Below are 26,560 nucleotides of genomic sequence, written 5' to 3'. Positions count from 1 at the left end.
GCACCAATGCACGTCGTCTTCCGCGAAAGCCACGGGCTCGAAGAAACCGAGACCCCGACCGATCTGGGCCAGAGCCCGGCGGATCTGGTGGTGTTGTCCTTTTCGGATAGCGATCTGGGTGCTTTCGCGGCCGGCTGGCATCGCGGCGGCGGGCCCGAGGGGCGGATGCCCTCGTTGCGGCTGGCGAACCTGACGGCGCTGAAACATCCACTATCGGTCGATACCTATGTCGAGCAGACGCTGGAGGGCGCCAAGGGCATCCTGATCCGGCTGATCGGCGGCGTGCCCTACTGGTCCTACGGGTTGCAGCAGGTGCTGGCGCTGGCGCAGGCCAAGGGCATCGCGCTGGCGGTGCTGCCCGCCGACGGGCGCGAGGATACGCGGCTGGACGATTATTCGACCCTGCCGGTCTCGACCCTGCGGCGACTGGCGCATCTGTGCGACACCGGTGGCGAGGTCGCGGCCCAAGCCGCACTGGCGCAGATGGCGCTGGCGGCGGGGCTCTATGCCGGGCCCGTGATGGGGGCCAAGACCCTGCCCGAATGCGGAGCGTGGTGCCCGGATCGCGGCGTAATCGCGCCCGAGGACGCCTTCGCAGGCGAAGGCCGGCGCATTGTCGTAACCTTCTACCGCGCCTACCTGACTTCGGCCGATACCGCGCCGGTCGCGGCCCTGATCCGGGAAATCCGCGCGCGGGGTCATCAGGCGGTGGGGCTGTTCGCACCCTCGCTCAAAGCGCCTGCGGCGGCGCAATGGCTGGCTGAGAACATCCCAGCGATGGCGCCCTCGGCCATCATCAATGCCACCTCGTTTTCGGGCAAGGGCGCGTCGGGCACATCGCCCTTGGACGAGGCGGGCGTGCCGGTGTTTCAGGTCGCTCTGGCCACTTCGCGCCGCAAGGCCTGGGCTGAGGCCGAGCGCGGCCTGTCGCCTGCCGATCTGGCCATGCATGTTGTGCTGCCCGAGGTGGACGGGCGCATCTCGGCCGGTGTCGCCTCGTTCAAGGAACCGGGCAAGCGCGACCCACACCTGGAATATTCCCGCTTCGCCCACCGCCCCGAGCCCGACCGGATTGCCGCCATCGTCGACCGGGCGATGGCCTGGGTGGAGCTGGCCGAGAAACCAAAGGCGCAACAGGTACCCGCGCTGGTCCTGTCCACCTATCCCGGCAAGGACTGGCAGATGGCCCATGCGGTGGGGCTGGACGCGCTGGCCTCGGCCGAGGCGATCCTGTCCGACCTGCAGGGCGCGGGGTATGACACCGCCCCCGCCCAGCCGATTGCCGACACGCTGCTGGACGCCCGGATTTCATGGCCGGTCTCGGCCTACCGCGCCGCACTTGCGCAACTGCCAGAAGCGTTGCGCGCCGATCTGGAAACCGTCTGGGGTGCGCCCGAGGATGACCCGGCCTGCGCCGATGGGGCCTTCCACTTCACCGCGCTTCGGCGCGGCAAGGCGCTGGTGGCGCTGCAGCCCGAACGCGGCACGCCGGAATTGCGGGACGACGAATATCACGACCTGTCGCGCACGCCCCGGCACGGATATGTGGCCTTTTACCTGTGGCTGAGGCACGGGTTGGGGACGGATGCGCTGATTCATATCGGCGCACACGGAACGTTGGAATGGCTGCCGGGCAAATCGGTGGCGCTCTCGGCGGAATGCTGGCCCGAGGCGCTGATCGGCGATCTGCCGGTGATCTACCCGTTCATCGTGAACGATCCGGGCGAAGCCGCGCAGGCCAAGCGCCGGATCGGGGCCGTCACGCTGGGCCACATCCCGCCGCCGATGAAGCAGAGCAGCACGCCCGACCGCATGGTGCGGTTGGAATCGCTGCTGGACGAGTTCTCGAACGCCGACGGGCTGGACCCCAAGCGGCGCGACCGGCTGCAGGCCGATATCCGTGACGAGGCCCGCGCCATCGGGCTCGAGGCCGATCTTGGGCTGGATCAGGCCACCAGCACCGCCGAGGCGATCACCCGCATCGACCGTTTCGTCTGTGACATCAAAGAAAGCCAGTTCGGCGACGGGCTGCATGTCTTTGGCCGCGCGCCGCAGAGTGCGGGCAATATCGACACTGCCGCGTCGGCACAGGCCGAACGGCAGGCCCTGCTGGATGCGCTGGCCGGCAAGCGGATCGAGGCCGGGCCGTCCGGCTCGCCCTATCGCGGGCGCACCGACGTGCTGCCCACGGGCCGCAACCTGTTCACCACCGATCCGCGCTCCGTCCCGACCCGCGCGGCCTATGCGCAGGGGGTGAAACTGGCCGAAGAACTGGTGCGCCGCCACCTTCAGGAGGAAGGCGACTATCCCAAGGGCCTGATCGTCGATCTGTGGGGCTCTGCCACGATGCGTACGGCGGGCGAGGAATTCGCCATGGCGCTGCACCTGCTGGGCGTCAAACCGGTCTGGGATCCGGGGTCGGAGCGCGTGAGCGGGATCGAGGTTCTGCCGATCACCGATCTGGAGCGCCCCCGGCTGGACGTGACTCTGCGCGTCTCGGGCCTGTTCCGCGACGTGTTCCCCACCCTCTCGGCGCTGTTCGGACAGGCGGTCCGGGCGCTGTCGGAACGCGACGAGGCGCCCGACTGGAACCCCTATGCGGGTCAGCCGCCCACCGCCCGCGTCTATGGCCCGGCGCCGGGCAGCTATGGGCTGAACATGACCCACCTGTCGGAAACCTATACAGACGAGGCGCGCGCGCAGGCCGGTCAGGCCTGGCTGGACGCCAGCGCCTTTGCCTTCGAGGGCGAGCACATCGCCCACGACCCCGACGGGATCACCCAGCGTGTGGCGCAGGCCGACAGCTTCGTGCATCTGCAGGACCTGACCGAGACCGACCTTTTGTTGGCAAACGACTATGCCACGCACGAGGCCGGATTTGCCGCCGCCAAGAAGCTGACCGGCGGGCAGGCGCAGCTGTACCACCTGGACAATACCCGCCCTGAAACACCCCGCGCGCGCACTCTGCCCGAGGAAATCAGCCGCGTGGTCCATGCGCGCGCCGCCAATCCTGACTGGATCGCCGGGATGCAGCGCCACGGCTTCCGCGGTGCGGCCGAGATCGCGGCAACGCTCGACCACATGGCGTCTTTCGCGCATTTGTCAGGCAGCGTCGCCCCGCATCTGTTCGACCTCTACCACGATGCGACCCTCGGCAACCCCGAGGTGGACGCGTTCCTGCAGCAGGCCAATCCGCAGGCCCATCAAGCCATGCAGGATCGGTTCCGCGCGCTGTACGAGGCCGGGCTGTGGAACACCCGCCGCAACTCGATCCGCGCCGATCTGGAGGGGCTGGGATGAGCGCCCCGGTCGTTCAGGGCTGGTGCCCCGGCGCGCATCGCCCGATGATGTCCGGAGACGGGCTGGTCGTGCGGGTGCGCCCGCGTCTGGCCCGGCTGAGCGCCGCGCAGACGCTGGGGCTGTGTGATCTGGCCCTTCGGTTCGGCAACGGGACCATCGACCTGACCAACCGCGCCAACCTGCAACTGCGCGGCGTGGCCGAGACGGACCATCATGCGCTGCTGGCCGAGCTGTCGGCGCTGAACCTTCTGGATCCTGAACCGGGGCTTGAGACCCGGCGCAACATCCTTGTGTCGCCGCTGTACCAGCCGGGCGACCTGACCGCGCGCCTGACACAGGCATTGGCCGACCGGCTGGGCGACCTGCCCGCCCTGCCCGCCAAGTTCGGCTTTGCGGTGGATACCGACCAGGCGCGGCTGCTGGCCGGGGACTCGGCCGATATTCGGCTGGAGCGGGGACCTTCGGGCCTGATCCTGCGCGCCGACGGGGCCGAGACCGGCCGTTTGGTGACCGAGGACGCGGCGATCGACTGCGTGATCGAACTGGCCCAGTGGTTCGCCGAGCGCTTCACTTCTGACACCCGCCGCATGGCCCGTCTGATCGCAGCGCAGGAGCTGCCCAAGGAATGGCAGGGCCACGCCCCCGGCCCCACGGCCCACCCGCTGCAACCCGGCAACAGCGCAATCGGCCCGATCTACGGCGCGGCCTTCGGGCAACTGCCCGCCGACGACCTGCGCGCGATGGTCGAGGCCTCGGGCGCCACCGCCCTGCGCGTAACACCCTGGCGGTTGTTCCTGCTGGAAGGCGGGGCGGCGATCCCCGCCCCGGCCTTCGTGACCGACGGCGCCGACCCCCTGTTGGCCACCGACGCCTGCCCCGGCGCGCCATTCTGCCCGCAGGCGCAGGCCGAGACCCGCGCCATCGCCCGCGCGCTGGCTCCGCGCGTGTCCGGCAGCCTGCATGTCTCGGGCTGCGCCAAGGGCTGCGCGCGCATGGGCGCAGCCGATCTGACGCTGGTGGGCCGCGACGGGCGCTTTGATCTTGTAAAACACGGCCGCGCGGGAGATGAGCCCCTGCAGCGCGGGCTGGACCCCGAAACACTGAAGACCATGGACCTGACCTGATGCCCTATGAATACGAAACCGACGGCGCGGCGATCTACAAGCAATCCTTCGCCACGATCCGGGCCGAGGCCGATCTGGCCCGTTTCGACCCCGACGAAGAGCAGGTCGCCGTCCGCATGATCCATGCCGCCGGGATGGTCGGTCTGGAAGAGTTCATCCATTTCTCACCCGGCTTCGTGGGCACCGCGCGCGCGGCGCTGGAGAACGGCGCGCCGATCCTGTGCGACGCGCGGATGGTGTCCGAAGGCGTCACCCGCTTTCGCCTGCCCGCCGACAATCAGGTCATCTGCACACTGCAGGACGAGCGCGTGCGCCCGCTGGCCGAGAAGATGGGCAACACCCGATCCGCCGCCGCGCTGGAACTGTGGCGCCCGCACCTTGGAGGCGCGCTGGTGGCCATCGGCAACGCGCCCACGGCGCTGTTTCACCTGCTGAACATGCTCGAGGACCCAGACTGCCCCCGCCCCGCCGCGATCATCGGCTGCCCGGTGGGCTTTGTCGGCGCGGTCGAATCCAAGGACGCGCTGTGGGAGGCCCAGCCCGTCCCCAGCTGCATCGTCAAGGGCCGCTTGGGCGGCAGCGCCATCACCGTCGCCGCGATCAACGCCATCGCAAGCCGGGCGGAATGACCATGGGCACGATCTATGGCGTGGGCCTCGGCCCAGGCGATCCCGATTTGATGAGCGTCCGGGCCGACCGCCTGTTGCGCAACGCGAAACACGTGGCCTATTTCCGCAAGCCCGGCCGAAGCGGGCAGGCGCGCAAGATCGTCAACGGGATGATCCGCGACGATGCGGTCGAGTTTCCCATGGAATACCCAGTCACAACCGAGATCCCGGTCACCGATCCGCGCTACAACGCGCTTCTGGCCGAGTTCTACGAACGCTGCACCGCGCGCTTGAAAGAACTGGCCGATCAGGGCGAGGACGTGGTGGTGTTGTGCGAGGGAGACCCGTTCTTTTATGGCTCGTTCATGCATCTCTACACCCGCCTGCGCGACGTGGTGCCCGTCGAGGTGGTGCCGGCGATCACCGGCATGTCGGGCGCTTGGACGGCCTCGGGTGATCCGATCACCTGGGGCGACGACATCCTCACGGTGCTGATGGGTACCCTGCCCGAAGAGGTTCTGGCCGACCGAATGGCGCGCACCGACGCGCTGGTGGTGATGAAGATCGGCCGCAACATCGACAAGGTGAAACGCGCGCTCAAAACGGCGGGCCTGTTCGACCGGGCCTGGATCGTGGAATACGCGCAGATGCCCAACCAGACCGTCCGCAAGCTGAGCGACGCCTGCACCGAGGTCACGCCCTATTTCTCGATCATCATCGTGCACGGACAGGGGCGGCGGCCATGAACGGCTGGGTCAAGATCGCCGGGCTTGGCCCCGGAAACGAGGCGCTGGTGACCCCCGAGGTGACCGCCGCCTTGGCCGATGCGACTGATGTGGTGGGCTATATTCCCTACGTCGCGCGGGTGGCCGAACGGCCGGGCCTGACCCTGCACGCCAGCGATAACCGGGTCGAGATCGACCGCTCGCAGCACGCGCTGCGCATGGCGGCCGAGGGCAAGCGGGTGGTCGTGGTCTCGTCGGGCGACCCGGGCGTGTTTGCCATGGCTGCCGCCGTGTTCGAGGCGCTGGAAAACGGCCCCGACACCTGGCACGAGATCCCTGTCGAGGTTCTGCCCGGCATCACCGCCATGCTGGCCGCCGCGGCCCGGGCGGGCGCGCCCCTGGGCCATGATTTCTGCGCCATCAACCTCAGCGACAACCTCAAGCCCTGGGCCGTGATCGAGAAACGCCTGCGGCTGGCCGCGCAGGCCGATTTCGCAATGGCCTTTTACAACCCGCGCTCGAAGTCGCGGCCTGAAGGCTTTGTAAAGACGCTGGAAATCCTGCGGCAGGAATGCGAGCCCGAGCGTCTGATCCTGTTCGCTCGCGCCGTATCGCGCCCAGATGAGGCAATCCGCATCGCGACCCTGGCCGAGGCAACGCCCGACATGGCCGACATGCAGACGGTGGTGATCGTCGGCTCGTCGCTGACCCGCGTCATCGACCGGCCCATCGGCCCCATCGTCTATACTCCAAGGTCCACGCCGGAATGAGCCAGCCAGTCCAGAACCTGCGGCACGCTTGTCAACTCGACCCGACGGGGCAGCCTGGGCCGGTCGATCATCAGCACCGGGATGCCCAACGCTCGCGCGGCGTCCAGCTTGGCGCGGGCCCCGGTGCCGCCAGCGTTCTTGGACACCACCAGTTCGGTTCGGTGCCAGCGCATCAGCGCCGTGTCGTCGTCAATCGAAAACGGCCCGCGCGACACGACCACGTCGCAATCGGCGAAGGGCAGCGGGCCGGGTTCATCGACCAGCCGCAGAAGATAGTGATGCTGGGGCTGCGCCGCGAAATCATCAAGATGCATGCGCCCCACCGCAAGGAACACCCGACGCGGCGGCCCGGCCAGCGCGGCAACGGCGCTGGCGATGTCGGGCACGCGCTGCCACCGGTCGCCGGGTGCGGCCGTCCATTCCGCGCGGGTCAGCGCGGCCAGCGGCGTCTGCGTCTGCTGGCAGGCGGCGATGGCATTGCGGCTCATCTGCGCGGCAAAGGGATGGGTCGCGTCGATCACATGGGTCACGCCGGTGTCGCGGATATGACGCGCCAGACCCTCGGGCCCGCCAAAGCCACCCACGCGCGTGGGCAGCGGTTGCGGCCGCGGGTTGTCGACCCGGCCCGCATAGGAATAGGTTGCCGCCACACCCAAATCCGCCACGGCGCGGGCCAATGCGTTGGCCTCGGTCGTGCCGCCAAGGATCAGGAGGTTGGGCATGTCTGAAACTCCGTGGCTGACCATCCTGGGCCTGGGCGAGGATGGACTGGATGGCCTGTCGGCCGCAAGCCGTCAAGAGTTGGAGCGTGCCGAGGTCATCATGGGCCCGCCCCGGCACCTTTCACTGGTTCCCGAAACCGGAGCCGAACGCATCGAATGGCCGGTGCCGTTCGCCGACGGGCTGCCCTTTCTGCAGGGGCTGAAGGGCCGGCGCACGGTGGTGCTGGCCTCGGGTGATCCGTTCTGGTTTGGCTCCGGGTCGGTGATCGCGCGCAATTTCGCCCCCGAAGACTGGGTGGCACGGCCGGGGCAGTCGACCTTCTCGCTGGCGGCCGCGCGGTTGGGCTGGCCGTTGGAAAGCACTGCCACCTTCGGTCTGCACGCCGCCCCCCTGACCCGCCTGCGTCCGCATCTGTCCCGCGGCCTGCGCGCCATCATCCTGCTGCGCGACGGTGCCGCGGTGGCCGAGTTGGCCCGCTATCTGACCGAGACCGGGTTCGACGATACGACCCTGCACGTGATGGAGGCCCTCGGCGGCCCTCGGGAACGCGCGCGCAGCATGTCCCTGACCGAAGCCCTGCTGGGTTCGTTCGGGCATCCGGTCTGCGTTGCGCTCGAGGTTTCGGGCGACGGGCGTGCGCTACCGTTGGCCTCGGGCAAACCCGACGAGATCTTCGAAACCGATGGGCAGATCACCAAACGGCCGGTGCGCGCGCTGACCCTGTCGGCGCTGGCGCCCGCTCGGGGCGAGCATCTGTGGGACATCGGCGGCGGCAGCGGCTCGATCGGCATCGAGTGGCTGATGTGCGACTCGTCCCTGACCGCCACCACGATCGAGCCGCGCGCAGACCGCGCCGCGCGCATCCGCGCCAATGCCGACGCGCTGGGACAGGATCGGTTGCAGATCATCCATGGCCCGGCGCCTGACGCGCTGGACGGCCTACCCTTGCCTGACGTGGTGTTCATCGGCGGCGGGCTGAGCGACGCGCTGCTGGACTGGCTTGCGGCCAACCTGCCCTCGGGCACCCGGCTGGTGGCCAACGCCGTGACACTGGAAAGCGAAGCAGTGCTGAGCCAATGGCACGCCAAGCTGGGCGGCGACCTGCTGCGGATCGAGCTGGCGCAGGCCGGCGACCTCGGCCCCCGGCGTGGCTGGAAATCGGCCTATCCGGTCGTTCAGTGGAGCGTGACCCTATGATCGTGGCCGGGCTTGGGTTTTCGTCCACCGCGACCTGCGCCAGCCTGCGGGCCGCGTTCGATCGCGCCACCGCCGGGCACGCGGTGGACGCGCTGGCCACCGCCGCCGACAAGGCCGGCCACCCGGCGCTGGCCGAATTTGCCGCCGCCTGCGCCCTGCCCCTGCATTTCGCGAACCCGGCCGATCTGGCCGGGCAACGCACCCTCACCTGCTCGCCCCGCAGCCGCGCCAGTCATGGCACCGGCAGCGTGGCCGAAGCTTCGGCCCTTGCCGCCGCCGGACCGGGCGCGCGGCTGCTTTCACCCCGACAGATCTCGGACGACCGGCTTGCCACCTGCGCGGTCGCCATCGGAGGACAGAGATGACCGTTCATTTCATCGGCGCCGGACCGGGCGCCGCCGACCTTCTGACCCTGCGCGGACGCGACATCATCGCCGCTTGCCCGGTGTGCCTGTATGCCGGGTCGCTTGTGCCCGAGGAGATCCTGGCGCACTGCCCCGAAGGCGCGCGCATCGTGAACACCGCGCCGATGGATCTGGATCAGATCATGGCTGAAATCAAAACCGCCCATGACGCCGGTCAGGACGTGGCCCGCCTGCATTCGGGCGACCTGTCGGTCTGGTCGGCGATGGGCGAACAGATCCGACGCCTGAAACAGATGGGCATTCCCGTCAGCGTGACCCCCGGCGTTCCGTCCTTTGCCGCCGCCGCGGCCGCTTTGGGCACCGAACTGACCCTGCCCGGGCTGGCACAATCGGTGGTGCTGACGCGGACCTCGGGGCGCGCCTCGTCCATGCCCGAGGGCGAAACGCTGGAAAACTTCGCCCGCACTGGCGCCACACTGGCCATCCACCTGTCGATCGGCAATCTGGACAAGGTAGTGGCTGACCTGACCCCCGCATATGGCGCCGATTGCCCCGTGGCCGTGGTGTACCGCGCCAGCTGGCCGGACGAGCGGATCGTCCGCGCCACCCTGGGCACGTTGAAGGAATCGCTGGACGAGAGCATCTCGCGCACCGCGCTGATCCTGGTCGGGCCGGCGCTGGCCGGTGAAGGATTCGACGAAAGCTGTTTGTATTCAAAGACCTATGACCGCCGTTACCGCCCACAAAGCGCCGACAGCCCGTGGTCGAGCTGGAGTCACGGAGATGACTAACCCGCCCGGACTGCTGATCTCGGCCCCATCCTCGGGGACGGGCAAGACAACGGTGATGCTGGGCCTGCTGCGCGCGCTGGCCGAGGACGGGCTGACCGTGCAACCCTTCAAGAGCGGTCCCGACTACATCGACCCGGCCTTTCACCGGGCGGCGGCGGGGCGGGCCTCGTTCAACCTGGACAGCTGGGCGATGGGCGCGCCATTACTGGGCGCGATTGCAGCGCAGGCCAAAGGCGCCGACATCGTGGTGGCCGAAGGGTCGATGGGCCTGTTCGACGGGGTCGCAAAGCCGGGCGAACTGGGCCATGGGTCCAGCGCCGAAACCGCGCTGCGCATGGGTTGGCCCGTGGTTCTGGTGCTGGATGTGGGCGGTCAGGCTCAGTCGGCTGCGGCCACGGCGCTGGGGTTTCGGATGTACAACCCCGACCTGCCCTTTGCTGGCGTGATCCTGAACCGCTGCGCCAGCCAGCGCCACGAACGCCTGACCCGCCTAGGGATGGAGCGCGCGGGCCTGCCGGTTCTGGGCGTTTTGCCCCGGCGCGGCGACCTGACCCTGCCCGAGCGGCATCTGGGCCTGATCCAAGCGGTCGAGCACCCCGATCTGGAAAGCGCGATTGCCGGATACGCGGCCTTCCTGCGCGCGCATGTGGATCTGGAGGCGATCAAGCGGGCGGCCTCCTCGGGCCCGATGGGGCCGTCGTCGGCCGCGCTGCCGCGCCCTCCGGCGCAACGGATCGCGTTGGCCCAGGACGCGGCGTTTTCCTTTACCTACCCGCATCTTCTGGAAGGCTGGCGGGCGGCCGGGGCCGAGATCCTGCCGTTCTCTCCTCTGGCGGACGAGGCGCCGGCCCCGGATACCGATCTGGTCTGGTTGCCCGGCGGGTACCCCGAACTGCACGCCGGAACCCTGGCTGCGGCAGAGCGGTTCCTGACCGGCTTGCGCAAACATGCCGAAACGCGGCCCGTGCATGGCGAATGCGGCGGCTACATGGCCTTGGGACAAGGGCTGATCGACAAGGACGGCACCCGCCACCGGATGGCCGGGCTGCTGGGCCTGGTCACTTCGTACGAAAAGCGCAAATTCAACCTGGGCTATCGCCGGGCCGAGTTGTTGGCCGACATGCCCGGATTCTCTGCTGGAACCGCGCTGCGGGGGCACGAGTTCCACTATTCTTCGATCGTCGAGCAGCCCGATGCGCCCCTGGCACGGGTTTTTGACGCCGAAGGCGCCGAAGGCCCACAGACCGGATCGCGCCGCGGGCATGTCACCGGTACGTTCTTCCATCTGATCGCAGAGGCCAGCGCATGAACGGTTTCGTTTCCTTCATCGGGTCCGGTCCCGGCGACCCAGAGTTGTTGACCCTCAAAGCCGTGGACCGGCTGCAAAAGGCCGACGCGGTGCTGTTCGACGATCTCAGCAGCGGGCCGATCCTGAGCCATGCGCGCAAAGAGGCCGACCTTGTGGGCGTGGGTAAGCGCGCCGGGCGGCCCTCGCCCAAGCAGGACCACGTCAGCCGCCTACTGGTGGAGTACGCCCAGACCGGCCAACGAATCGTGCGGCTGAAATCGGGCGATGGCGGCCTGTTCGGGCGGCTCGAAGAGGAACTGGTGGCCCTGCGCGCCGCCGGGATCGCATACGAGATCATTCCGGGCATCCCCTCGGCGATTGCCGCGGCTGCCGCGGCAGGCATCCCGCTGACCCGGCGCCTGACCGCGCGGCGGGTGCAATTCGTCACCGGCCACGATGTCAGCGGCAAGCTGCCCGAGGACCTGAACCTGCCCGCGCTGGCCGACCCGAGCGCGACGACGGTGGTGTTCATGGGCAAGCGCACCTTTCCCATGCTGGCACGGGTTCTGCACACGCATGGGCTTCCGCTGGACACCCCTGCGCTAATGGCCGAATCGGTTTCGACGCCTCAGCAATCGTTGCACCGGTCCACCGTCGGCGCCCTGGCCGAGCGCCTAAACTCCGAGATCGGTACCGCGCCGGCGCTGATCCTCTATGGTCCGCTGGCGGAGAGCGACGATGATTGATCTGGTCTTGGTCGGGATCGGCACCGGCAACCCCGATCATGTGACGCTTCAGGGCGCGCAGGCGATCCGCGCCGCCGATCTGATCCTGATCCCGCGTAAGGGCGTCAACAAGGCCGATCTGGCGGGGGTGCGCGAGGAAATCATCCGCAAGGTCATCGACACACCGCCCCAAATTGCCTATTTCGACATCCCCGAGCGCCGGTCACAGGACGGCTACCTGCGCGGCGTGGATGAATGGCACGACGCAATCGCCCTGCGCTGGCAGGAGGCGATGGCTCGGCACCCCGAGGCACGCACCGTCGCCCTGCTGATCTGGGGCGACCCGTCGCTCTATGACAGTTCGCTGCGAATCGCGGCGCGGCTGGACCCGCAGCCGAACACCACCGTGATCCCAGGCATCACGGCGCTGCAGGCGCTGACGGCGGCCCATGCCATGCCCATCAACGAGATCGGCGCGCCTTATCTGGTCACCACCGGCCGGCGCATCCGCGACGAGGGCTGGCCAACCGACGCGCATACGGTTGCGGTGATGCTGGATGGCGCGTGTTCGTTCCAGACGCTGAACATGGCCGATTTTGACATCTGGTGGGGGGCTTACGTGGGTATGCCCGAGCAGATCCTGATCAAGGGTCCGCTGGCCGATGTGGCCGACGAGATTCTGCGCACGCGCACCGAAGCCCGCGCCCGGCACGGGTGGATCATGGATATCTATGTCCTCAAAAAGCGCGGGATTTGACGCGAAAGGTCGCAAATGGCGATTGCGCCATAGCGGCATTCACGTCTAAATGGACGGGTCTGGTCCTGCCGGAGACATCCGGATGCTAAGAGGGAATTTGGTGCGGCCTGCGCGCAGGTCAAATCCAAAGCCGCCCCCGCGACTGTAAGCGGTGAGCCCTGTTCAACCAGCCACTCCCGATCCGTTCGGGGGGAAGGCGAACAGAGGCGCTGACCCGCAAGCCAGGAGACCTGCCAGGCGAACAATGAAACACCGGCCGTCGGGTGCGGCGGCACAGGAGGACAGAAAATGACGACACAAACGCAAACCGCATCAACGGTACGCGCCGGCATGCTTTCGGCAGTGTTCGCGGCGGCCTTGGGCCTGGGGATCATTACCGTGGCCGGTCACGTTCAGGCATCGGCGCTGCATGACGCCGCCCATGACGTGCGCCACGCTACCGGCTTCCCCTGCCACTAAACCAATGTTCAGCCGCATTCTGACCAGCGCGTTGTTCGCTGGTGCCGCAGCCGGGTTGATCGTCGCCCTGCTGCAGTTGCTATTCGTGCAGCCCGTGTTGCTGCACGCTGAACTCTATGAATCCGGGGAGTTGGTGCATTTCGGGGCCGAGGCCGTGTCGGCCCATCCCGAGCTGCCGGGCATGTTCTCGGACCTGACCCGCGACGGGCTGAGCGTGGTGTTCACCATGCTGACCTATACCGGCTATGCGCTGGTTTTGGTCGCCCTGATGTCGCTGGCCGAGGCGCTGGGCCACCCGGTTGACGGGCGCACGGGCGTGTTGTGGGGCCTGGCCGGTTTCATCGCCTTTCATCTGGCGCCGGGTTTCACCCTGGCCCCCGAGGTTCCGGGCGTAGCCGCAGCCGATGTGTTCGCGCGGCAAATCTGGTGGTGGGCAACCGTCGCGGCTGCCGTGGTGGCGCTGTGGCTGATCGCCTTTGGTGGCAACATCGTCAGCTATCTGGTCGCGGCCGTGCTGCTGATGGCCCCGCACCTGATCGGCGCGCCGGAACCCGACGTGTTCACCGGGCCGGTTCCGACCGAGATCGGGGCCCTGTTCGCCGCGCGCGCCTTCGGCGTGGGTCTTGCGGCCTGGGTGCTGCTGGGTGCTTTTGCCGGGTATTTCTGGCAAAGCGAGGGCAAGCGCGTCGAAGCCGCGGCCTGATCCCCGAAATCCCACGATCCGCCGGCGACCAACTGGCGGATCATCTGCTTTTCAAGGAAACAAGATGACACGCTCGCTTGCACTATTTGCGATCGGTCTGGTCTTTGGCGGGGGCGCCGGGTTCGTGCTGGCCGCAGCCAACGGCGTCACCTTCGACGGTCACGACCATACCGACCCCGCTCAACACGGCGGCCATCACGTCGAGGCCACGGCCCATGATCACAGCACCGCCATCAACCTGCCCGCCGGACCGGATGCGCCGGGGCTGGAGATCGCCGTCACCCCTGACCCGATGGCGGGTTGGAACCTGCATGTGGTGCCAAAGAACTTCCACTTCTCTCCGGAGAACGCCTCATTGGCGGACAGGCCTGGCGAAGGCCATGCGCATGTCTATGTGAACGGCGTCAAGCTAGCGCGGCTTTATGGCGACTGGATGCACCTTCCGGACCTGCCCAAGGGCGAAGCGACCATTGAGGTCTCGCTGAACGCCAACAGCCACAGCCCGCTCGCCGTGGATGGGGTGCCTGTCAGCGCCTCGGTCACGGTTCAGGTGGACTGAAGCGCAGGGATCCGCGCCCGCAGACACAAGCGAAGCCGCCCGCACGGCCGGGCGTCCTCGATCCAGCCATTCGGGCTGTTCAGAATGGTCCGGCAGGTCGCCGCAATGTCATCGGCATCGGCAACCGGATCGATCCCCGAAAACACGTAAGACGCCAAGCTTTCCCCCTGCATCGCCACCACGGTCGGTTCATTGCAACCACTGAAACAGGCGTGCTCGGCGATCTCGACCTGCACGTCCAGTCCCGCAGCGCGCAGGGCTTCCAATACGGCCTGTCGCTCGGCCGGCTGGTCGCGCTCGCCCGCGCAGCTGCTGCAGATCAAAACACGCATGCCCCTCGCCTGCCTTTTCCGTTTCACACTGTCGCTTGTGCGGGTTTCGCACCCCCGGCGCAAGCCCGCCGCCCACGATATTGTGACTGTACGCATGCGGGATTTCGGGAAGACTTGGGCCACCCACGACCTGGAGAGCCCGTGATGAAACCTCTTTTGTTTTTCCTCGGCCTGCTGGCGCTTCCCGCGCTGGCGGCCGATATCGAACCCCGGCCGGGTTGGGCCGTCCACCCGACAGCCAAGGCCCATGACGCGCTGGTGGCCGACACGATCACAGCGGTCAAGGCAAACGGGATGGCCGTGGTCACCCAGGCCGGGCCGACCAAGGCCGCCGCCGCGCGCGGCATCACCATTCCGGGCAACCGGGTCATCGGCGTCTTCAACAACGACTATGCGGTGCGGGTTCTGGAACAATCGGTGCCCGCGATGATCGAGGCGCCGATCCGCCTCTATGTCACGGAAAACGAGGACGGAACCGCTACGCTGTCCTACAAGACGCCCAGCCTGGTCTTTACCCCTTACACCGATGGCACCGGCGCCCTGACCGCGATCGCCGCAGAGTTGGACGCCAAGTTCGCCGCCATCGCCGAGATGGCTGTCAATTAGTCACACTGACGTGATGCGGCTTGCGCCGGCCCGGAACCTCCGCAATCTGCTGCGCAACGGAACTTACGGAGCTTGTTCGATGCAGGACCTGTCCCCCCGCGCTGCGGACCTTCTGGCGCAACGGCTGTACGAGGCCGGGTGCCGCCACGCCTTCGGCATGCCCGGAGGCGAGGTGTTGACACTGGTCGATGCACTGGAACAGGCCGGGATCACCTTTCACCTGACCAAGCACGAAAACTCCGCTGGTTTCATGGCCGAGGCGGTGCACCACCGCGACGGCGCGCCAGCGATTCTGGTGGCGACTCTGGGGCCGGGGGCAATGAACGGCATCAATGTCGTGGCCAACGCGCTGCAGGATCGGGTGCCGATGATCGTGCTGACCGGCTGCGTCGATGCCGACGAGGCGCTGACCTATACCCATCAGGTCATGGATCACGCGCAGGTCTATCGCTCGATCACCAAGGGTACGTTCACCCTGACGGCCAAGGGCGCCGACATCATCGCCGACAAGGCCGTGTCGCTGGCCACGCAGCCTCGACCGGGACCGGTGCATATCGACGTGCCGATTTCCGTCGCCGATACCCGGGTGTCGGTCACCAAACGCCGACGGCTGACCCGGGCCGCCCGCGTCGCGCCCGAGGGGACATGCCTCGAGAAGGCCCGCCGCTGGGTGGCCGAGGCCGAGCGTCCGCTGGCGATCATCGGGCTGGACGTGCTGTATGACGACTCGCGCAGCGTTGTGCGGGCGTTTCTGGAACATTTCGGCATCCCGTTCGTCACGACCTACAAGGCCAAGGGCGTGGTGCCCGAGGATCACTCGCTGTGCCTGGGCGGTGCGGGCCTGTCGCCCCTGGCCGACGCGCTCCTTGTGCCGCTGGTCGAACAGGCCGACCTGATCCTGTGTCTGGGCTACGACCCGATCGAAATGCGCCCAGGTTGGCGCGAGATCTGGGACCCGGACGAGAAACGCGTGATCGACATCTCGGCCGTGGCGAATGACCACTACATGCACCAGGCGGGGCTGAACCTGGTGGCCGATACCGGCGCCACGCTTGAGGCGATCGCCAAGGGCAACCCTGCACGACCGACTTGGCCCCAAGGCCAACCGGCGCAGGTCAAGGCCGCATTGGCTGCGGCCTTTCCGACCGATGACGACTGGGGCCCCGCCGCCGTGATCGCCGAGGCCCGCGACACCCTGCCCCCCGAAACACTGGCCACCGCCGACAGCGGCGCGCACCGCATCCTCCTTAGCCAGATGTGGCAATGCTCCGAAGCGCGCGGCCTGATCCAGTCGTCGGCGCTGTGCACGATGGGTTGCGCCGTTCCAATGGCGATCGGCTTGAAACTGGCCGAACCAGACCGACCGGTGATCAGTTTTTCCGGCGATGCCGGTTTCCTGATGGTGGCCGGTGAGTTGTCGACCGCCGCAGAAATGGGCGGAAACCCGATCTTTCTGGTCTTTGTCGATGCCAGCCTGGCACTGATCGAATTGAAACAACGCCAGCGCCAGATGGGCAACCGGGGCGTCGATTTCGACCGGCATGACTATGCCGCGATGGGCCGGGCGTTCGGCGGCAACGGCCACACCGTGCGCAACCGCGCCGAACTGCGGGCGGCGCTGAAGGCCGCGATGGCCGCCGACACGTTCACCGTGATCGCCGCCGAGATCGACCGCGGAGGCTATGATGGCCGCATCTGAAGGGCCGCTGAAGGGCGTCAAGGTTCTGGATCTGTCGCGCATTTTGGCCGGCCCGACCTGTACGCAGCTGCTGGGCGATCTGGGAGCCAGCGTGATCAAGGTGGAAAACCCGGCCACCGGGGGCGATGACACCCGCCAATGGGGGCCGCCCTATGTCTCCGATGCGGATGGCAACCCGACCGACCTAAGCGCCTATTTCATGGCCGCGAACCGCAACAAGAAGTCCGTCGCCATCGATATCGCCACGCCAGAGGGGCAGGAACAGATCCGGCGGCTGGCTTCCCATGCCGACATCTTCATAGAAAACTTCAAACCCGGCGGGCTGGCCAAATACGGGCTGGACCATGAAACCCTCTCGCGCGACTTTCCGGGGCTGATCTACTGTTCGATCTCGGGCTACGGCCAGACCGGCCCGAACGCGGCCAAGCCTGGCTATGACCTGATGGCGCAGGGCTATGGCGGGATCATGTCGCTGACGGGCGAACCGGACGGAGCCCCTATGAAAGTGGGCGTGGGCATCGCCGACGTAATGTGCGGCATGTACGCGACCGTTGGCATTCTGGCGGCGCTGCGCCACCGGGATCAGACCGGCGAAGGCCAGCAGATCGACATCGCGCTGGTCGACAGCCAGATCGCATGGCTGATCAACGAGGGCGTGAATTATCTGACCTCGGGCCAGGTTCCACAGCGGCGCGGCAATGGGCACCCCAACATCGTGCCCTACGATGTTTATGAATCCGCCGACGGCCACGTCATTCTGGCCGTGGGAAATGACAGCCAGTTCCGGCGCTTCTGCGGCTTTCTGAACCTCGATCACCTACCCGACGATGCGCGGTTCGCCACCAACCCGGCCCGGCTGGAACACCGCGATGCCCTGAACGCGGTTCTGCGGCCCGCGCTGCAGCGGCTGGACACCAAGGCCATCATCGATGGCCTCGAGGCGCTGAAAGTGCCGGTCGGCCCGGTTCAGACACTGGATCAGGTCTTTGCCTCGGACCAGGTGGCCGCGCGGCAGATGCAGATCGACATGCAGGCCGGCCCCGCCCCCGTCAATCTGATCGGAAACCCGCTGAAGCTGTCCCGCACGCCCGTGACCTATCGAACGGCACCTCCGACCTTTGCGGCGGATACCCAAGCCGTCCTGGACGCGGACGACCCGTTCGAAGCATGACCAGGAACTGCCTTGATTGGGCGTATGTGGGGCCATCGCCCTGACGATCACACTGAACTGGGCGCAAAGTTGGACAACGGAAGTTTGGCGCGGCTCTGTGCGGCCCTTCTTGGACCAGAGCTTGCCGGTTTCAGCCAAAGTCCACCAACACGATTTCCACGTTTGCAGCGTCGAGCGCCGCGCGCAGCGGCCCCGTCGGCGCGGTATCGACCACGACGCTGTCCAAATCGGCCAGCGCGCCGGCGCGGACCAAACCCTTGCAGCCGAATTTCTGCGCATCGATCAGCAGGTGCCTGTTGGCCGCGCGCTGCAGCATCGTCCTCTTGATCGCCGCAAAGCCGCTGATCGCCTCCGACACCCCCTCGTCGGTCAGGCCCGTCGCGCCGATCAGGCAGCGATCGACATTGAACCGCGAGAGATACTCGAGCGTATCGGCGCCGATCACGGCCGATTCAGCCGGCAGGAATTCCCCCGGACAGAGGATCACGTCGGCCGCGCTGTCACCCAGCGCTGCGGCGACCGGAATCGAGTTCGTGATCACCGTACAAGACCGCCCCTGCAACGCCAGAGCGCGGGCCAGTTGAATCGTTGTTGACCCGGAGTCGATCATTACCGTGTCGCCCTCTTGCACCAGCGCAGCCGCCGTTTCCCCGATACGCGTACGCTCGGCGGCGCGGGCGGCCGTACGCTCGTCAAGGCTGGGGTAATGGCCCTGCGACGCGGTCGAGGCCCCGCCATGCGCGCGCGCCAGCAGGCCATCCTTGGCGAGGGCGTCAAAATCCCGCCGGACGGTCTCGGTCGAGACGTTGAAGCTGCGGGCCAAATCGCTGATCCGGACATGCGGCCGCAATTTCAGCTCGAGCAGGATCTGGCGCCGCCGGTCTGATTTCTTCAGCCGGTCCTTTCCCTTCCTGGCGTCTTTCTGTTTTGCCTTGGTGTTTGACATCTTGAACTCCGGCCCGGTCAACATGGCAAAACTGTGGGCTTTCCAGCATTTTTGCAAATATTTTGTTGCAAAACCCTCAAATCGGTGGTGACACTTGCCAAACTTCGAGAATACAAACGCGGTTGGTCAACAATGCGCCACCAAAGACTGAAGCGGGCGACTTCCACATGATCGTACTTGCCACACATCTCGCGGCGGCGGTGGCGCTGCTGTTGTGGTCAGTCCGGCTGATCCGAACGGGCATCGAACGCGCCTTTCTGCCAGAACTGAAGCGTGGACTGAAAACCTTGTCCGAACGCAAGCTGTCGGCCGCACTTGGCGGCAGCCTGACGGCCATGCTGATGCAAAGCGCGACTGCGGTGGCCCTGATCGGCGCGGGATTCGCCGTATCGGGGATGTTGGCGGCACAATCGGCTCTGGCCCTGATTCTGGGGGCCGAGTTGGGCTCGGCCTTGATGACGCAGGTTCTGTTCCTGCCGGTCGAGGCGGTGATACCCTTTGCCTTGCTTGCGGGCGTGGTCACCTTCTTGAAGGCGCAGCGCCGCAAGACCAAACAGGTCGGCCGCATCGTGATCGGATTTGCCCTGGTGCTGCTGTCGCTTGGCATGATCCGCGAGGCCACCGCGTCGATCGGGGCCAACCCGATCGTCCAGAGCATTGCCGCCTATTTTGAGAACGATCTGCTCAGCGCCTATGTGATCGGCGCATTGCTGGCCTGGGTGATGCATTCCAGCCTGGCCTCGGTACTGACGTTCGCAACCTTCACTGCATCGGGACTGATCGCCGCCCCGGTCGCGGCCGCACTGGTGATCGGGGCCAATCTGGGCGGAGCGGTGATTCCGGTAGCCCTGCTGTGGGGACACGAGCGCCCGGCCAGGCTGGTGGTTCTATCGAACCTCGTGGCACGTGCGGGTCTGACGCTGGTTGCCCTGACACTGCTGCTGGCCGGGATACTGAACATGGACATGCTCGCTGCTGCGCCGGGCCAGCAGGTTGTCCTGCTACATATCCTGCTGAACGCCATCCTTCTGGTGGTCGCACTGCCGCTGACCGAACCTCTGGTTGCATTGGTCGACAGGTTTCTACCGCGCCACGCGGCGTCAACCACCGAAAGCGTTTCGGCGCTGGATCCCGGCGCCCTCGACCACCCGCCCCTGGCAATGGCCTGCGCACAGCGCGAGCTGCTGCGTATGGCAGAAACGGTGCAGGCCATGCTGGTGCCGGTGGTTCAACTGTTTCGGAACTGGAATCCGGAACTAGTCCGGGTGATCCAGCTGCGCGAGGACGAGGTCGACCGGATGCACTTCGCCATCAAGATCTACATCTCGCGCATGCGCGAAAACGACCTGACGCCGGAGCAGGAAAAGAAATCGCTGGGCATTGTGGCCACGGCCAACAACCTGGAAGAGGCCGCCGACCGGCTCGCGGTCAACCTGGTGGCGGTGGCGCAAAAACTGGCCGACGAAGCGTTGACCTTTTCCAAGGAAGGGTTGGCCGACATCGAACATTTTCACGATCAGGTCGTTACGAACGGCCAGTTGGCGCTAAGCGTTCTGACAACCGGCGACGCCGAGGCCGCTCGTCAGTTGGTGGCCGAGAAGGACCGGATCCGGATCGAGGAACAGAACCTGCAGGAACGGCACCTGAAACGTCTGCAGAACGGCGCGGCGGCCAGCATTGAAACCACGAACATCCATCAAGAAACACTGCGCCTGCTCAAGCAGGTGAACGCGGCCCTCGCCTTCGTGGCCTATCCGATCGCCGAGGAAACCGGTGATCTGCTGGGCAGCCGACTGGCCCGCCCCCGCAAGATCGGAGGCGCATCCTGAAGGAAGCGGACTGAAACAAAGCGGCGCAAGACCGTGTGAGGACGAGTACGAGGCGGCCAACCCGGCCACCGACATGCAACTGGGAGGAAAGACATGAAACGACTCACACTGACATTCGCAGGTTCACTCGTGGCCCTGACCACCTCGGTCTCGGCCTCCTACGCGGACAAGCTGACCCTGTACTGCTCGGCGCAGGAAGACTGGTGCCAGCTGATGGCGCGCAGCTTCGAGGACGCCACCGGCATCGATGTCAACATGACACGCAAATCCTCGGGCGAGACCTTTGCCCAGATCCGCGCCGAGGCGTCCAACCCCAAGGGCGACGTGTGGTGGGGCGGTACGGGTGATCCGCACTTGCAGGCCGCAGAAGAGGGCCTGACGATGGAGTATCTCTCGCCCATGCGCGACCAGCTGCATGACTGGGCGCTCGCGCAGGCCGAAAGTGCCGGAAACCGGACGATCGGCATCTATTCGGGCGCGCTGGGCTATGGCTACAACACCGAGTTGCTGGCAGCCAACAACCTGGCCGAGCCGTCCTGCTGGAAGGATCTGCTCAAGCCCGAATACAAGGGCCATATCCAGATGGCGAACCCGAACTCGTCGGGGACCGCCTACACGACGCTGGCCTCGATGGTGCAGATCTTCGGCGAGGACGAAGGGTTCGACTTCATGAAGGGCCTGCACAAGAACATCAATCAATACACCAAATCGGGCTCGGCCCCGATCAAGGCGGCGGCCCGTGGCGAGACGACCATCGGGATCGTCTTCATGCATGACGCGGTAAAACAAGCCGTGGCGGGCTTTCCCATCCAGGTGGTCGCCCCGTGCGAAGGCACCGGCTACGAGATCGGGTCGATGTCGATCATCGACGGCGCCCGCAACGTCGAAGAAGCCAAGAAATTCTATGACTGGGCCTTGAGCGCTGAGGCGCAGAACCTGGCGCTCGAGGTCAACGCTTTCCAAGTACCGTCGAACAAGGCGGCCAAGACCTCGGACAGCGCGCCGGACATGAGCCAGATCAAGCTGATCGACTATGATTTCAAGAAATACGGCTCGTCCGACGAACGCAAACGCCTGCTGCAGAAATGGGACGAAGAGGTTTCGGTTCTGCCGCAGTAAATGACGCGTTCCACCACAAAAACGGCCCATTCGGTGCTGATCTTCTGGATCGCCGCCGGGTGGGTCGGCTATTGCCTGCTGCCGTGGTACATGGTCGAGGACGGCTTCTGGTCGTTCCACTGGCTGGTCGATGGCTATCCGTTTGACGACGACTATGCCCCCGCGGCCTTTCTGATTGCACAGGGCAAGAAGCTTTGGCTGGCGCCGATGGTCCTTGCGCTGGCCTTGCCACTGCTGGCGCTGGGCCGGCCGAAATCCGACCCGCTGCACGCCCGCATCCTGATCCTATCGGGGGCGTTCGGCTTTGCCTGGCTGATCGCGCAGGGGTTCGGCATCGGCATCCGCGGTTTCAACTTCGACTGGCTGACCGCCCTGTTCGGAGAGCTGGGCGACCGGCAGTTCGGCATGGGCTATGGCGCGATGATCTGCGCCTCGAGCTTTCTGTTTTTGCTGACCCAAGGGATCGCCGCGCGCGGCGCTGTGAACGGAGACGTGTTCGTCGTCAGCGCCATCGGCGGCGTCATCACCATCGTCACCGCCTTTGTCTTCTTCCCGATCGCCAGAATGCTGTTTGCCGCCTTCGTGACCGAGGACGGGGCCTATTCGGCGGCGGTCTTCTTCTCGAAATTCTTCGACGACCGGCTGTGGGGGCTGGGGTGCCTGTGGGGCGCGAAATGCGGTGCGGCCTGGAATTCGCTGGTGCTGGCGGTTCTGGTCGGGCTGCTCACCACCGCGTTGGGCCTGTGTTTCGCGCTGGTCGTCACCCGGTCGGGCTTTCGCTACAAACGAGCGCTGCGCGCCCTGACGGTGCTGCCTATCATCACCCCGCCCTTCGTGATCGGACTGGCGCTGATCCTGCTGTTCGGCCTGTCCGGATCGGTAACGCGCTTCGTCGCCGATCTGTTCGGCACCCAGCCCACGCGCTGGCTGTACGGGATGCCAGGCATCCTGATCGCACAGACCCTTGCCTTCACGCCCATCGCCTTCCTGGTGCTGATCGGCGTGGTCGAGGGTGTCTCGCCCTCGATGGAGGAGGCCGCACAGACCTTGCGGGCCAACCGGTGGCAGACCTTCAGAACCGTCTCGCTGCCCTTGATGCGACCGGGCCTGGCGAACGCCTTTTTGCTGGGCTTCATCGAGAGCATGGCCGATTTCGGCAACCCGCTGGTTCTTGGCGGCAATTTCGACGTGCTGTCGACCGAGATCTTCTTTGCCATCGTCGGCGCCCAGTACGATCAGGGCCGCGCGGCGGTGCTGGCGATGGTGCTTTTGTTCTTTACCCTGTCGGCCTTCTACGCCCAGCGCGTCTGGCTGGGCAAGAAAAGCTATACCACCGTGACCGGCAAGGGCGATTCCGGTGTGCATCCACTGATGCCCACGGGCCTGTCGATCCCGGTAGCGGTAATCGCGCTGGGCTGGGCGCTGTTCACGGTGGTCGTCTATGCGATGATCGTCTACGGCAGCGTGGTCGAGCTGTGGGGGGTCAACAACACGCTGACCTTCAAGCACTACGTCACCGCCTTCTCGGTGCGGCTGGACGCGGAAGGCATGCGCTGGACCGGCGCCGCCTGGGACAGTTTCTGGACCACCATAACCATCGCCGCCATCGCCGCCCCGCTGACCGCCGCCGTGGGTCTGGTGACGGCCTACCTTCTGACCCGGCAGAATTTTGCGGGCAAGAACGCCTTCGAATTCGGCACCATGCTGTCCTTTGCCATTCCCGGCACGGTGATCGGCGTCAGCTATATTCTGGCGTTCAACGTGCCCCCGATCGAGATCACGGGAACCGGTGTCATCCTGGTGGTCAGCTTCATCTTTCGCAACATGCCGGTGGGTGTGCGCGCCGGCATCGCCAGCATGTCACAGCTGGACCGCAGCCTGGATGAATCCTCGCTGACGCTGGGGGCGAATTCCTGGCAGACCTTCCGGCGGGTCATCCTGCCGCTGCTGCGGCCGGCGATCCTGGCAGCGCTGGTCTACAGCTTCGTCCGCGCGATGACCGCCATCTCGGCCGTGATCTTCCTGGTCAGTGCCGAATATGACATGGCCACCAGCTATATCATCGGGCGGGTCGAGAACAACGATTATGGCCTGGCCATCGCTTATTCCACGACCCTGATCTTCGTGATGCTAGCGGCGGTCGGGCTGCTGCAACTTCTGGTGGGCCGGGTCCGCATCGGGCGGCGCACAGTGCACGAAACGGAGACATTGCCATGACCGACACTCATATCGGCTCGAAGGCCGCCCCGGTCCGCTTTGAACGCGTGTCCAAGGTTTTCGGAAAGGATGTCGTCGCCGTCGACGCCATCGACCTGCATGTCGAAGCGGGCAAGCTGGTCACGTTGCTGGGTCCGTCGGGCTGCGGCAAGACCACGACCCTGCGCATGATCGCGGGGCTCGAGATGGCCAGTTCGGGCCGCATCCTTATCGGCGACCGCGACGTGACAAAGCTACCGGCGACCGACCGCGACGTGTCGATGGTGTTCCAGTCCTATGCCCTGTTCCCGCACATGAGCGTGCTGGAAAACGTCATGTATGGCCTGACCTTTTCGGGCTTCGGCAAGGACGAGGCCCGCAGCCGCGCGTTGCAGGGGCTGGATCTGGTGGGCCTCAAGGGGTTTGACGCGCGGTTGCCATCGGAACTGTCGGGTGGTCAGCAGCAGCGGGTCGCTGTGGCCCGTGCGCTGGTTCTGGAACCGCAAGTACTGTTGTTCGACGAGCCGCTGTCGAATCTGGATGCCAAGCTGCGCCGCCAGGTGCGCGAGGACATCCGCGCCATCCAGCAGGATCTCGGCCTGACAGTGGTCTATGTCACCCATGACCAGGAAGAAGCACTGGCCGTATCGGACGAGATCGTGGTGATGCGCAACGCCGCCATTGCCCAGATCGGAACGCCCCGACAGCTTTATGATGCCCCCAACGACCGCTTCGTGGCCGATTTCATCGGCGAGGCCAACCTGCTGGCCTGTCAGATCGTTGCCATCGAAGGCGAAACCGCAACGATCGAAATCGAAGGCTATCGCCATTCCCTGCCATCCCGCGGGCTGCCCCAAGGGCCGGGCACCGTCGCCGTCCGCCCGTCGCGGCTGGTGATCGGGGCCGAGCGGGGAATTCCGGCCACGGTGGCCAAAGCAACCTATGTCGGTGTGCGGATGGAATACACGCTGACCGGCAATTTCGGCCAGGTCTTCGCGGTGCACGAGGACGTGGACACCCCGCTGGCCCCTGGCGCGCAGGTGCGGATGGCCTTCGCCGACAAAGGCCCGGTCTTGCTGCCCGAGACATAGATGCCCGACCTGCTGGTGATCACGCACCCCGAAGTCGTCGTCGACCCCGACATCCTGGTGGTGGACTGGCCTCTGTGCGACCGGGGCCGCCGCCGGGCCAAGACATTCGCCGCCAGCCCCGAAATGGACAAAGTTTCACGTATATGGGTCAGCACCGAAAGAAAGGCCCGCGAAACCGCTGCGATCCTTGCGGCGCCTCGCGCCTTGCCTGTGGCACAAAACGCGGCCTTGGGCGAAAATGATCGCAGCGCCACAGGATATTTGCCCCACACCGTGTTCGAAAGCGCGGCCGACGCGTTTTTTGCCCAGCCCGACCAGAGCTTTTGCGGATGGGAAACCGCTAGCGCCGCGCAGACCCGGATGCTCGATGCCGTTTCCCGGATTGTCGCAACGCATGACGGTGCGGATCTTGCGGTCGTGACCCATGGGGCCGTCGGCACGCTATTGTGGTGTGCCTTGTCGCACCGGCCCATCGACCGCCAATTCGACCAACCTTTCCAAGGACATTTCTGGCGCGCGGATCTGGCAACCTTGCGGCCTCGGACCGGGTGGCGCTCAATCGGCTAGCGGTCAGTCCGCCCAGGCCTGCTCGGCGATCTCGCGCAGGGTGTCGAACACGTCGGGCGTGCCCGCGATCACGCGGCCGCCCTGGCGGATCATGGCATCGGCATCCTGATCTTCGACACAGCCACCGGCCTCGGCGATCATCAGTTGCCCCGCCAGGCAGTCCCAGGCGTTCATGTGCTCTTCGACATAGCCCAACAACCGCCCCGCCGCGACATAGGCCAGGGACAAGGCCCCACTGGCATTGCGGTGAAACATCGCCCCGCGCGCAATCAGGTCTGACACGATCGGCACGACATGGCGCGCCTCGATCCGGTTCGAATAGCCCACCGCCACCGTGCCCGAGTTCAACGCGATGCCGGAAGCAACCTGCATCGGTGCTCCGTTCAGCGTAGCGCCGCCACCGCGCGCGGCCGCAAAGGTTTCGTGCACATTCGGATCATGGATCACGCCGATCTGGGTCCGCCCATCAGCGACCCCTGCCAGAACCACCGTCCAGACCGGGATTCCATTGACGAAATTCGTTGTGCCGTCTATCGGGTCGATCACCCAGTCAAAGCCGCTGGTCCCCGGCGTGCGGCCGTGTTCCTCGCCCACCACCCCATCCTCGGGCCATGTCTCTGCGATTTTCTGGCGAATGAAGGTCTCGACATTCCGGTCGGCCTCGCTCACCCAGTCCTGCGCACCCTTCCGGTCGACGACCAGCGCACTGCGATCCGCAAAATAGCGCATGGCGAGTTCACAGGCCTGCTTGCAGATTGCAACGGCAAAATCCTTGCGGGTCAGGTCGTTTGTCACGGGGCACCTCCATGTTATGCGCCGTACTGTGGCAACTGTGGCCCCGAAAGGCAAACCGACCGTCCCTTGCGAGATACCTCTGGGTGATCGCGCGGCAAACACAGCCTGCAACTGA

26 protein-coding genes and 1 riboswitch are annotated in these 26,560 nt (G+C 66.1%); of the genes, 22 read left to right on the top strand and 4 right to left on the bottom strand.

The features are described 5' to 3' along the window. Positions 1-6: 6 nt before the first annotated feature. Genes cobN through cobJ form a run of 5 tightly spaced genes read left to right on the top strand, consistent with a single transcriptional unit; the run spans position 7 to position 6,527 of the window. The gene (gene cobN, locus AC2FNS_RS05875) at positions 7-3,300 is read left to right on the top strand and encodes a cobaltochelatase subunit CobN (RefSeq protein ID WP_496711737.1); all 3,294 of its coding nucleotides are present in this window, start codon (positions 7-9) and stop codon (positions 3,298-3,300) included. Beyond that, positions 3,297-4,424, top strand: a complete 1,128-nt coding sequence (gene cobG / locus AC2FNS_RS05870) for a precorrin-3B synthase (RefSeq protein ID WP_496742097.1) — start codon at positions 3,297-3,299, stop codon at positions 4,422-4,424. Before cobN ends, cobG begins: the two co-directional genes overlap by 4 nt. Beyond that, positions 4,424-5,053: a precorrin-8X methylmutase gene (locus tag AC2FNS_RS05865; protein WP_496711735.1), complete on the top strand. Its 630-nt coding sequence runs from the start codon at positions 4,424-4,426 to the stop codon at positions 5,051-5,053. The genes cobG and AC2FNS_RS05865 overlap by 1 nt, the downstream gene beginning before the upstream one ends. After that, positions 5,050-5,778 (top strand): precorrin-2 C(20)-methyltransferase, encoded by a 729-nt coding sequence (locus AC2FNS_RS05860; protein WP_496711734.1) that lies wholly within the window; start codon positions 5,050-5,052, stop codon positions 5,776-5,778. Before AC2FNS_RS05865 ends, AC2FNS_RS05860 begins: the two co-directional genes overlap by 4 nt. Next, positions 5,775-6,527: a precorrin-3B C(17)-methyltransferase gene (gene cobJ / locus AC2FNS_RS05855; RefSeq protein ID WP_496688981.1), complete on the top strand. Its 753-nt coding sequence runs from the start codon at positions 5,775-5,777 to the stop codon at positions 6,525-6,527. The genes AC2FNS_RS05860 and cobJ overlap by 4 nt, the downstream gene beginning before the upstream one ends. Here cobJ and AC2FNS_RS05850 read toward each other — a convergent pair. After that, positions 6,500-7,249, bottom strand: coding sequence for a cobalt-precorrin-6A reductase (locus tag AC2FNS_RS05850; RefSeq protein ID WP_496680195.1), 750 nt, complete (start codon positions 7,247-7,249; stop codon positions 6,500-6,502). The two genes, cobJ and AC2FNS_RS05850, sit on opposite strands and share 28 nt — an antisense overlap. On the opposite strand from AC2FNS_RS05850, the gene cbiE reads away from it, so the two are divergent. The 9 genes from cbiE (at position 7,248) to AC2FNS_RS05805 (ending at position 14,094) form a co-directional block, all read left to right on the top strand. Continuing rightward, positions 7,248-8,447, top strand: coding sequence for a precorrin-6y C5,15-methyltransferase (decarboxylating) subunit CbiE (gene cbiE, locus AC2FNS_RS05845; RefSeq protein ID WP_496711733.1), 1,200 nt, complete (start codon positions 7,248-7,250; stop codon positions 8,445-8,447). The genes AC2FNS_RS05850 and cbiE overlap by 2 nt on opposite strands. Further along, the gene (locus tag AC2FNS_RS05840; protein ID WP_496803802.1) at positions 8,444-8,812 is read left to right on the top strand and encodes a cobalamin biosynthesis protein; all 369 of its coding nucleotides are present in this window, start codon (positions 8,444-8,446) and stop codon (positions 8,810-8,812) included. The genes cbiE and AC2FNS_RS05840 overlap by 4 nt, the downstream gene beginning before the upstream one ends. Beyond that, positions 8,809-9,603: a precorrin-4 C(11)-methyltransferase gene (gene cobM / locus AC2FNS_RS05835; protein ID WP_496711732.1), complete on the top strand. Its 795-nt coding sequence runs from the start codon at positions 8,809-8,811 to the stop codon at positions 9,601-9,603. The genes AC2FNS_RS05840 and cobM overlap by 4 nt, the downstream gene beginning before the upstream one ends. Further along, positions 9,596-10,912: a cobyrinic acid a,c-diamide synthase CobB gene (locus AC2FNS_RS05830; RefSeq protein ID WP_496711731.1), complete on the top strand. Its 1,317-nt coding sequence runs from the start codon at positions 9,596-9,598 to the stop codon at positions 10,910-10,912. Before cobM ends, AC2FNS_RS05830 begins: the two co-directional genes overlap by 8 nt. Next, complete coding sequence (gene cobA / locus AC2FNS_RS05825) at positions 10,909-11,637, top strand: uroporphyrinogen-III C-methyltransferase (RefSeq protein WP_496711730.1); 729 nt, start codon at positions 10,909-10,911, stop codon at positions 11,635-11,637. The genes AC2FNS_RS05830 and cobA overlap by 4 nt, the downstream gene beginning before the upstream one ends. After that, entirely contained in the window at positions 11,630-12,373 is a 744-nt protein-coding gene (gene cobF / locus AC2FNS_RS05820; protein WP_496711729.1) for a precorrin-6A synthase (deacetylating), read from the top strand. The genes cobA and cobF overlap by 8 nt, the downstream gene beginning before the upstream one ends. Positions 12,374-12,416: 43 nt before the next feature. Then, a riboswitch (cobalamin riboswitch) is annotated at positions 12,417-12,625 on the top strand. Between the two features lie 36 nt (positions 12,626-12,661). Continuing rightward, complete coding sequence (locus tag AC2FNS_RS05815; RefSeq protein ID WP_496680184.1) at positions 12,662-12,832, top strand: CbtB domain-containing protein; 171 nt, start codon at positions 12,662-12,664, stop codon at positions 12,830-12,832. A 4-nt stretch (positions 12,833-12,836) separates the two neighbouring features. Beyond that, complete coding sequence (locus tag AC2FNS_RS05810; RefSeq protein ID WP_496680183.1) at positions 12,837-13,535, top strand: CbtA family protein; 699 nt, start codon at positions 12,837-12,839, stop codon at positions 13,533-13,535. Positions 13,536-13,599: 64 nt separating this feature from the next. Further along, the gene (locus tag AC2FNS_RS05805) at positions 13,600-14,094 is read left to right on the top strand and encodes a hypothetical protein (RefSeq protein ID WP_496711728.1); all 495 of its coding nucleotides are present in this window, start codon (positions 13,600-13,602) and stop codon (positions 14,092-14,094) included. On the opposite strand, the gene AC2FNS_RS05800 is transcribed toward AC2FNS_RS05805, so the two are convergent. Next, positions 14,082-14,426, bottom strand: coding sequence for a DUF1636 family protein (locus AC2FNS_RS05800; protein WP_496711727.1), 345 nt, complete (start codon positions 14,424-14,426; stop codon positions 14,082-14,084). The two genes, AC2FNS_RS05805 and AC2FNS_RS05800, sit on opposite strands and share 13 nt — an antisense overlap. A 144-nt stretch (positions 14,427-14,570) precedes the next feature. Between AC2FNS_RS05800 and AC2FNS_RS05795 the strand changes: the two genes are divergently transcribed. The 3 genes from AC2FNS_RS05795 (at position 14,571) to AC2FNS_RS05785 (ending at position 17,902) form a co-directional block, all read left to right on the top strand. Further along, positions 14,571-15,032 carry a DUF302 domain-containing protein gene (locus AC2FNS_RS05795; protein WP_496711726.1) on the top strand — a complete coding sequence of 154 codons (462 nt, stop codon included), beginning with the start codon at positions 14,571-14,573 and terminating at the stop codon, positions 15,030-15,032. Between the two features lie 79 nt (positions 15,033-15,111). Then, positions 15,112-16,731, top strand: coding sequence for a thiamine pyrophosphate-binding protein (locus AC2FNS_RS05790; protein WP_496796361.1), 1,620 nt, complete (start codon positions 15,112-15,114; stop codon positions 16,729-16,731). Beyond that, positions 16,718-17,902, top strand: coding sequence for a CaiB/BaiF CoA transferase family protein (locus AC2FNS_RS05785; protein ID WP_496711724.1), 1,185 nt, complete (start codon positions 16,718-16,720; stop codon positions 17,900-17,902). Before AC2FNS_RS05790 ends, AC2FNS_RS05785 begins: the two co-directional genes overlap by 14 nt. A gap of 130 nt (positions 17,903-18,032) precedes the next feature. Here the strand turns inward: AC2FNS_RS05785 and AC2FNS_RS05780 are convergent, their stop codons facing one another. Beyond that, complete coding sequence (locus tag AC2FNS_RS05780) at positions 18,033-18,848, bottom strand: DeoR/GlpR family DNA-binding transcription regulator (protein ID WP_496797392.1); 816 nt, start codon at positions 18,846-18,848, stop codon at positions 18,033-18,035. Positions 18,849-19,015: 167 nt separating this feature from the next. Here AC2FNS_RS05780 and AC2FNS_RS05775 point away from each other — a divergent pair, with 167 nt between their 5' ends. From AC2FNS_RS05775 to AC2FNS_RS05755, 5 genes are all read left to right on the top strand, one after another. Further along, the gene (locus AC2FNS_RS05775) at positions 19,016-20,677 is read left to right on the top strand and encodes a Na/Pi cotransporter family protein (protein WP_496711723.1); all 1,662 of its coding nucleotides are present in this window, start codon (positions 19,016-19,018) and stop codon (positions 20,675-20,677) included. A gap of 93 nt (positions 20,678-20,770) precedes the next feature. After that, entirely contained in the window at positions 20,771-21,796 is a 1,026-nt protein-coding gene (locus AC2FNS_RS05770) for an ABC transporter substrate-binding protein (protein WP_496680169.1), read from the top strand. Beyond that, positions 21,797-24,013 (top strand): ABC transporter permease, encoded by a 2,217-nt coding sequence (locus AC2FNS_RS05765; RefSeq protein WP_496711722.1) that lies wholly within the window; start codon positions 21,797-21,799, stop codon positions 24,011-24,013. Further along, positions 24,010-25,083 (top strand): ABC transporter ATP-binding protein, encoded by a 1,074-nt coding sequence (locus AC2FNS_RS05760; protein ID WP_496680166.1) that lies wholly within the window; start codon positions 24,010-24,012, stop codon positions 25,081-25,083. Before AC2FNS_RS05765 ends, AC2FNS_RS05760 begins: the two co-directional genes overlap by 4 nt. Further along, positions 25,084-25,650 (top strand): histidine phosphatase family protein, encoded by a 567-nt coding sequence (locus AC2FNS_RS05755; protein ID WP_496711721.1) that lies wholly within the window; start codon positions 25,084-25,086, stop codon positions 25,648-25,650. A 3-nt stretch (positions 25,651-25,653) separates the two neighbouring features. On the opposite strand, the gene AC2FNS_RS05750 is transcribed toward AC2FNS_RS05755, so the two are convergent. Next, a complete protein-coding gene (locus AC2FNS_RS05750) occupies positions 25,654-26,445 on the bottom strand; it encodes an inositol monophosphatase family protein (protein WP_496711720.1) in 792 nt (263 codons plus the stop codon). Between the last annotated feature and the right edge of the window lie 115 nt (positions 26,446-26,560).

It is taken from the genome of Ruegeria sp. BHSA191 (assembly GCF_059613325.1).
The sequence above is the reverse complement of the archived record's forward strand: the minus strand, read 5'-3'. Positions and strand labels throughout refer to the sequence as shown.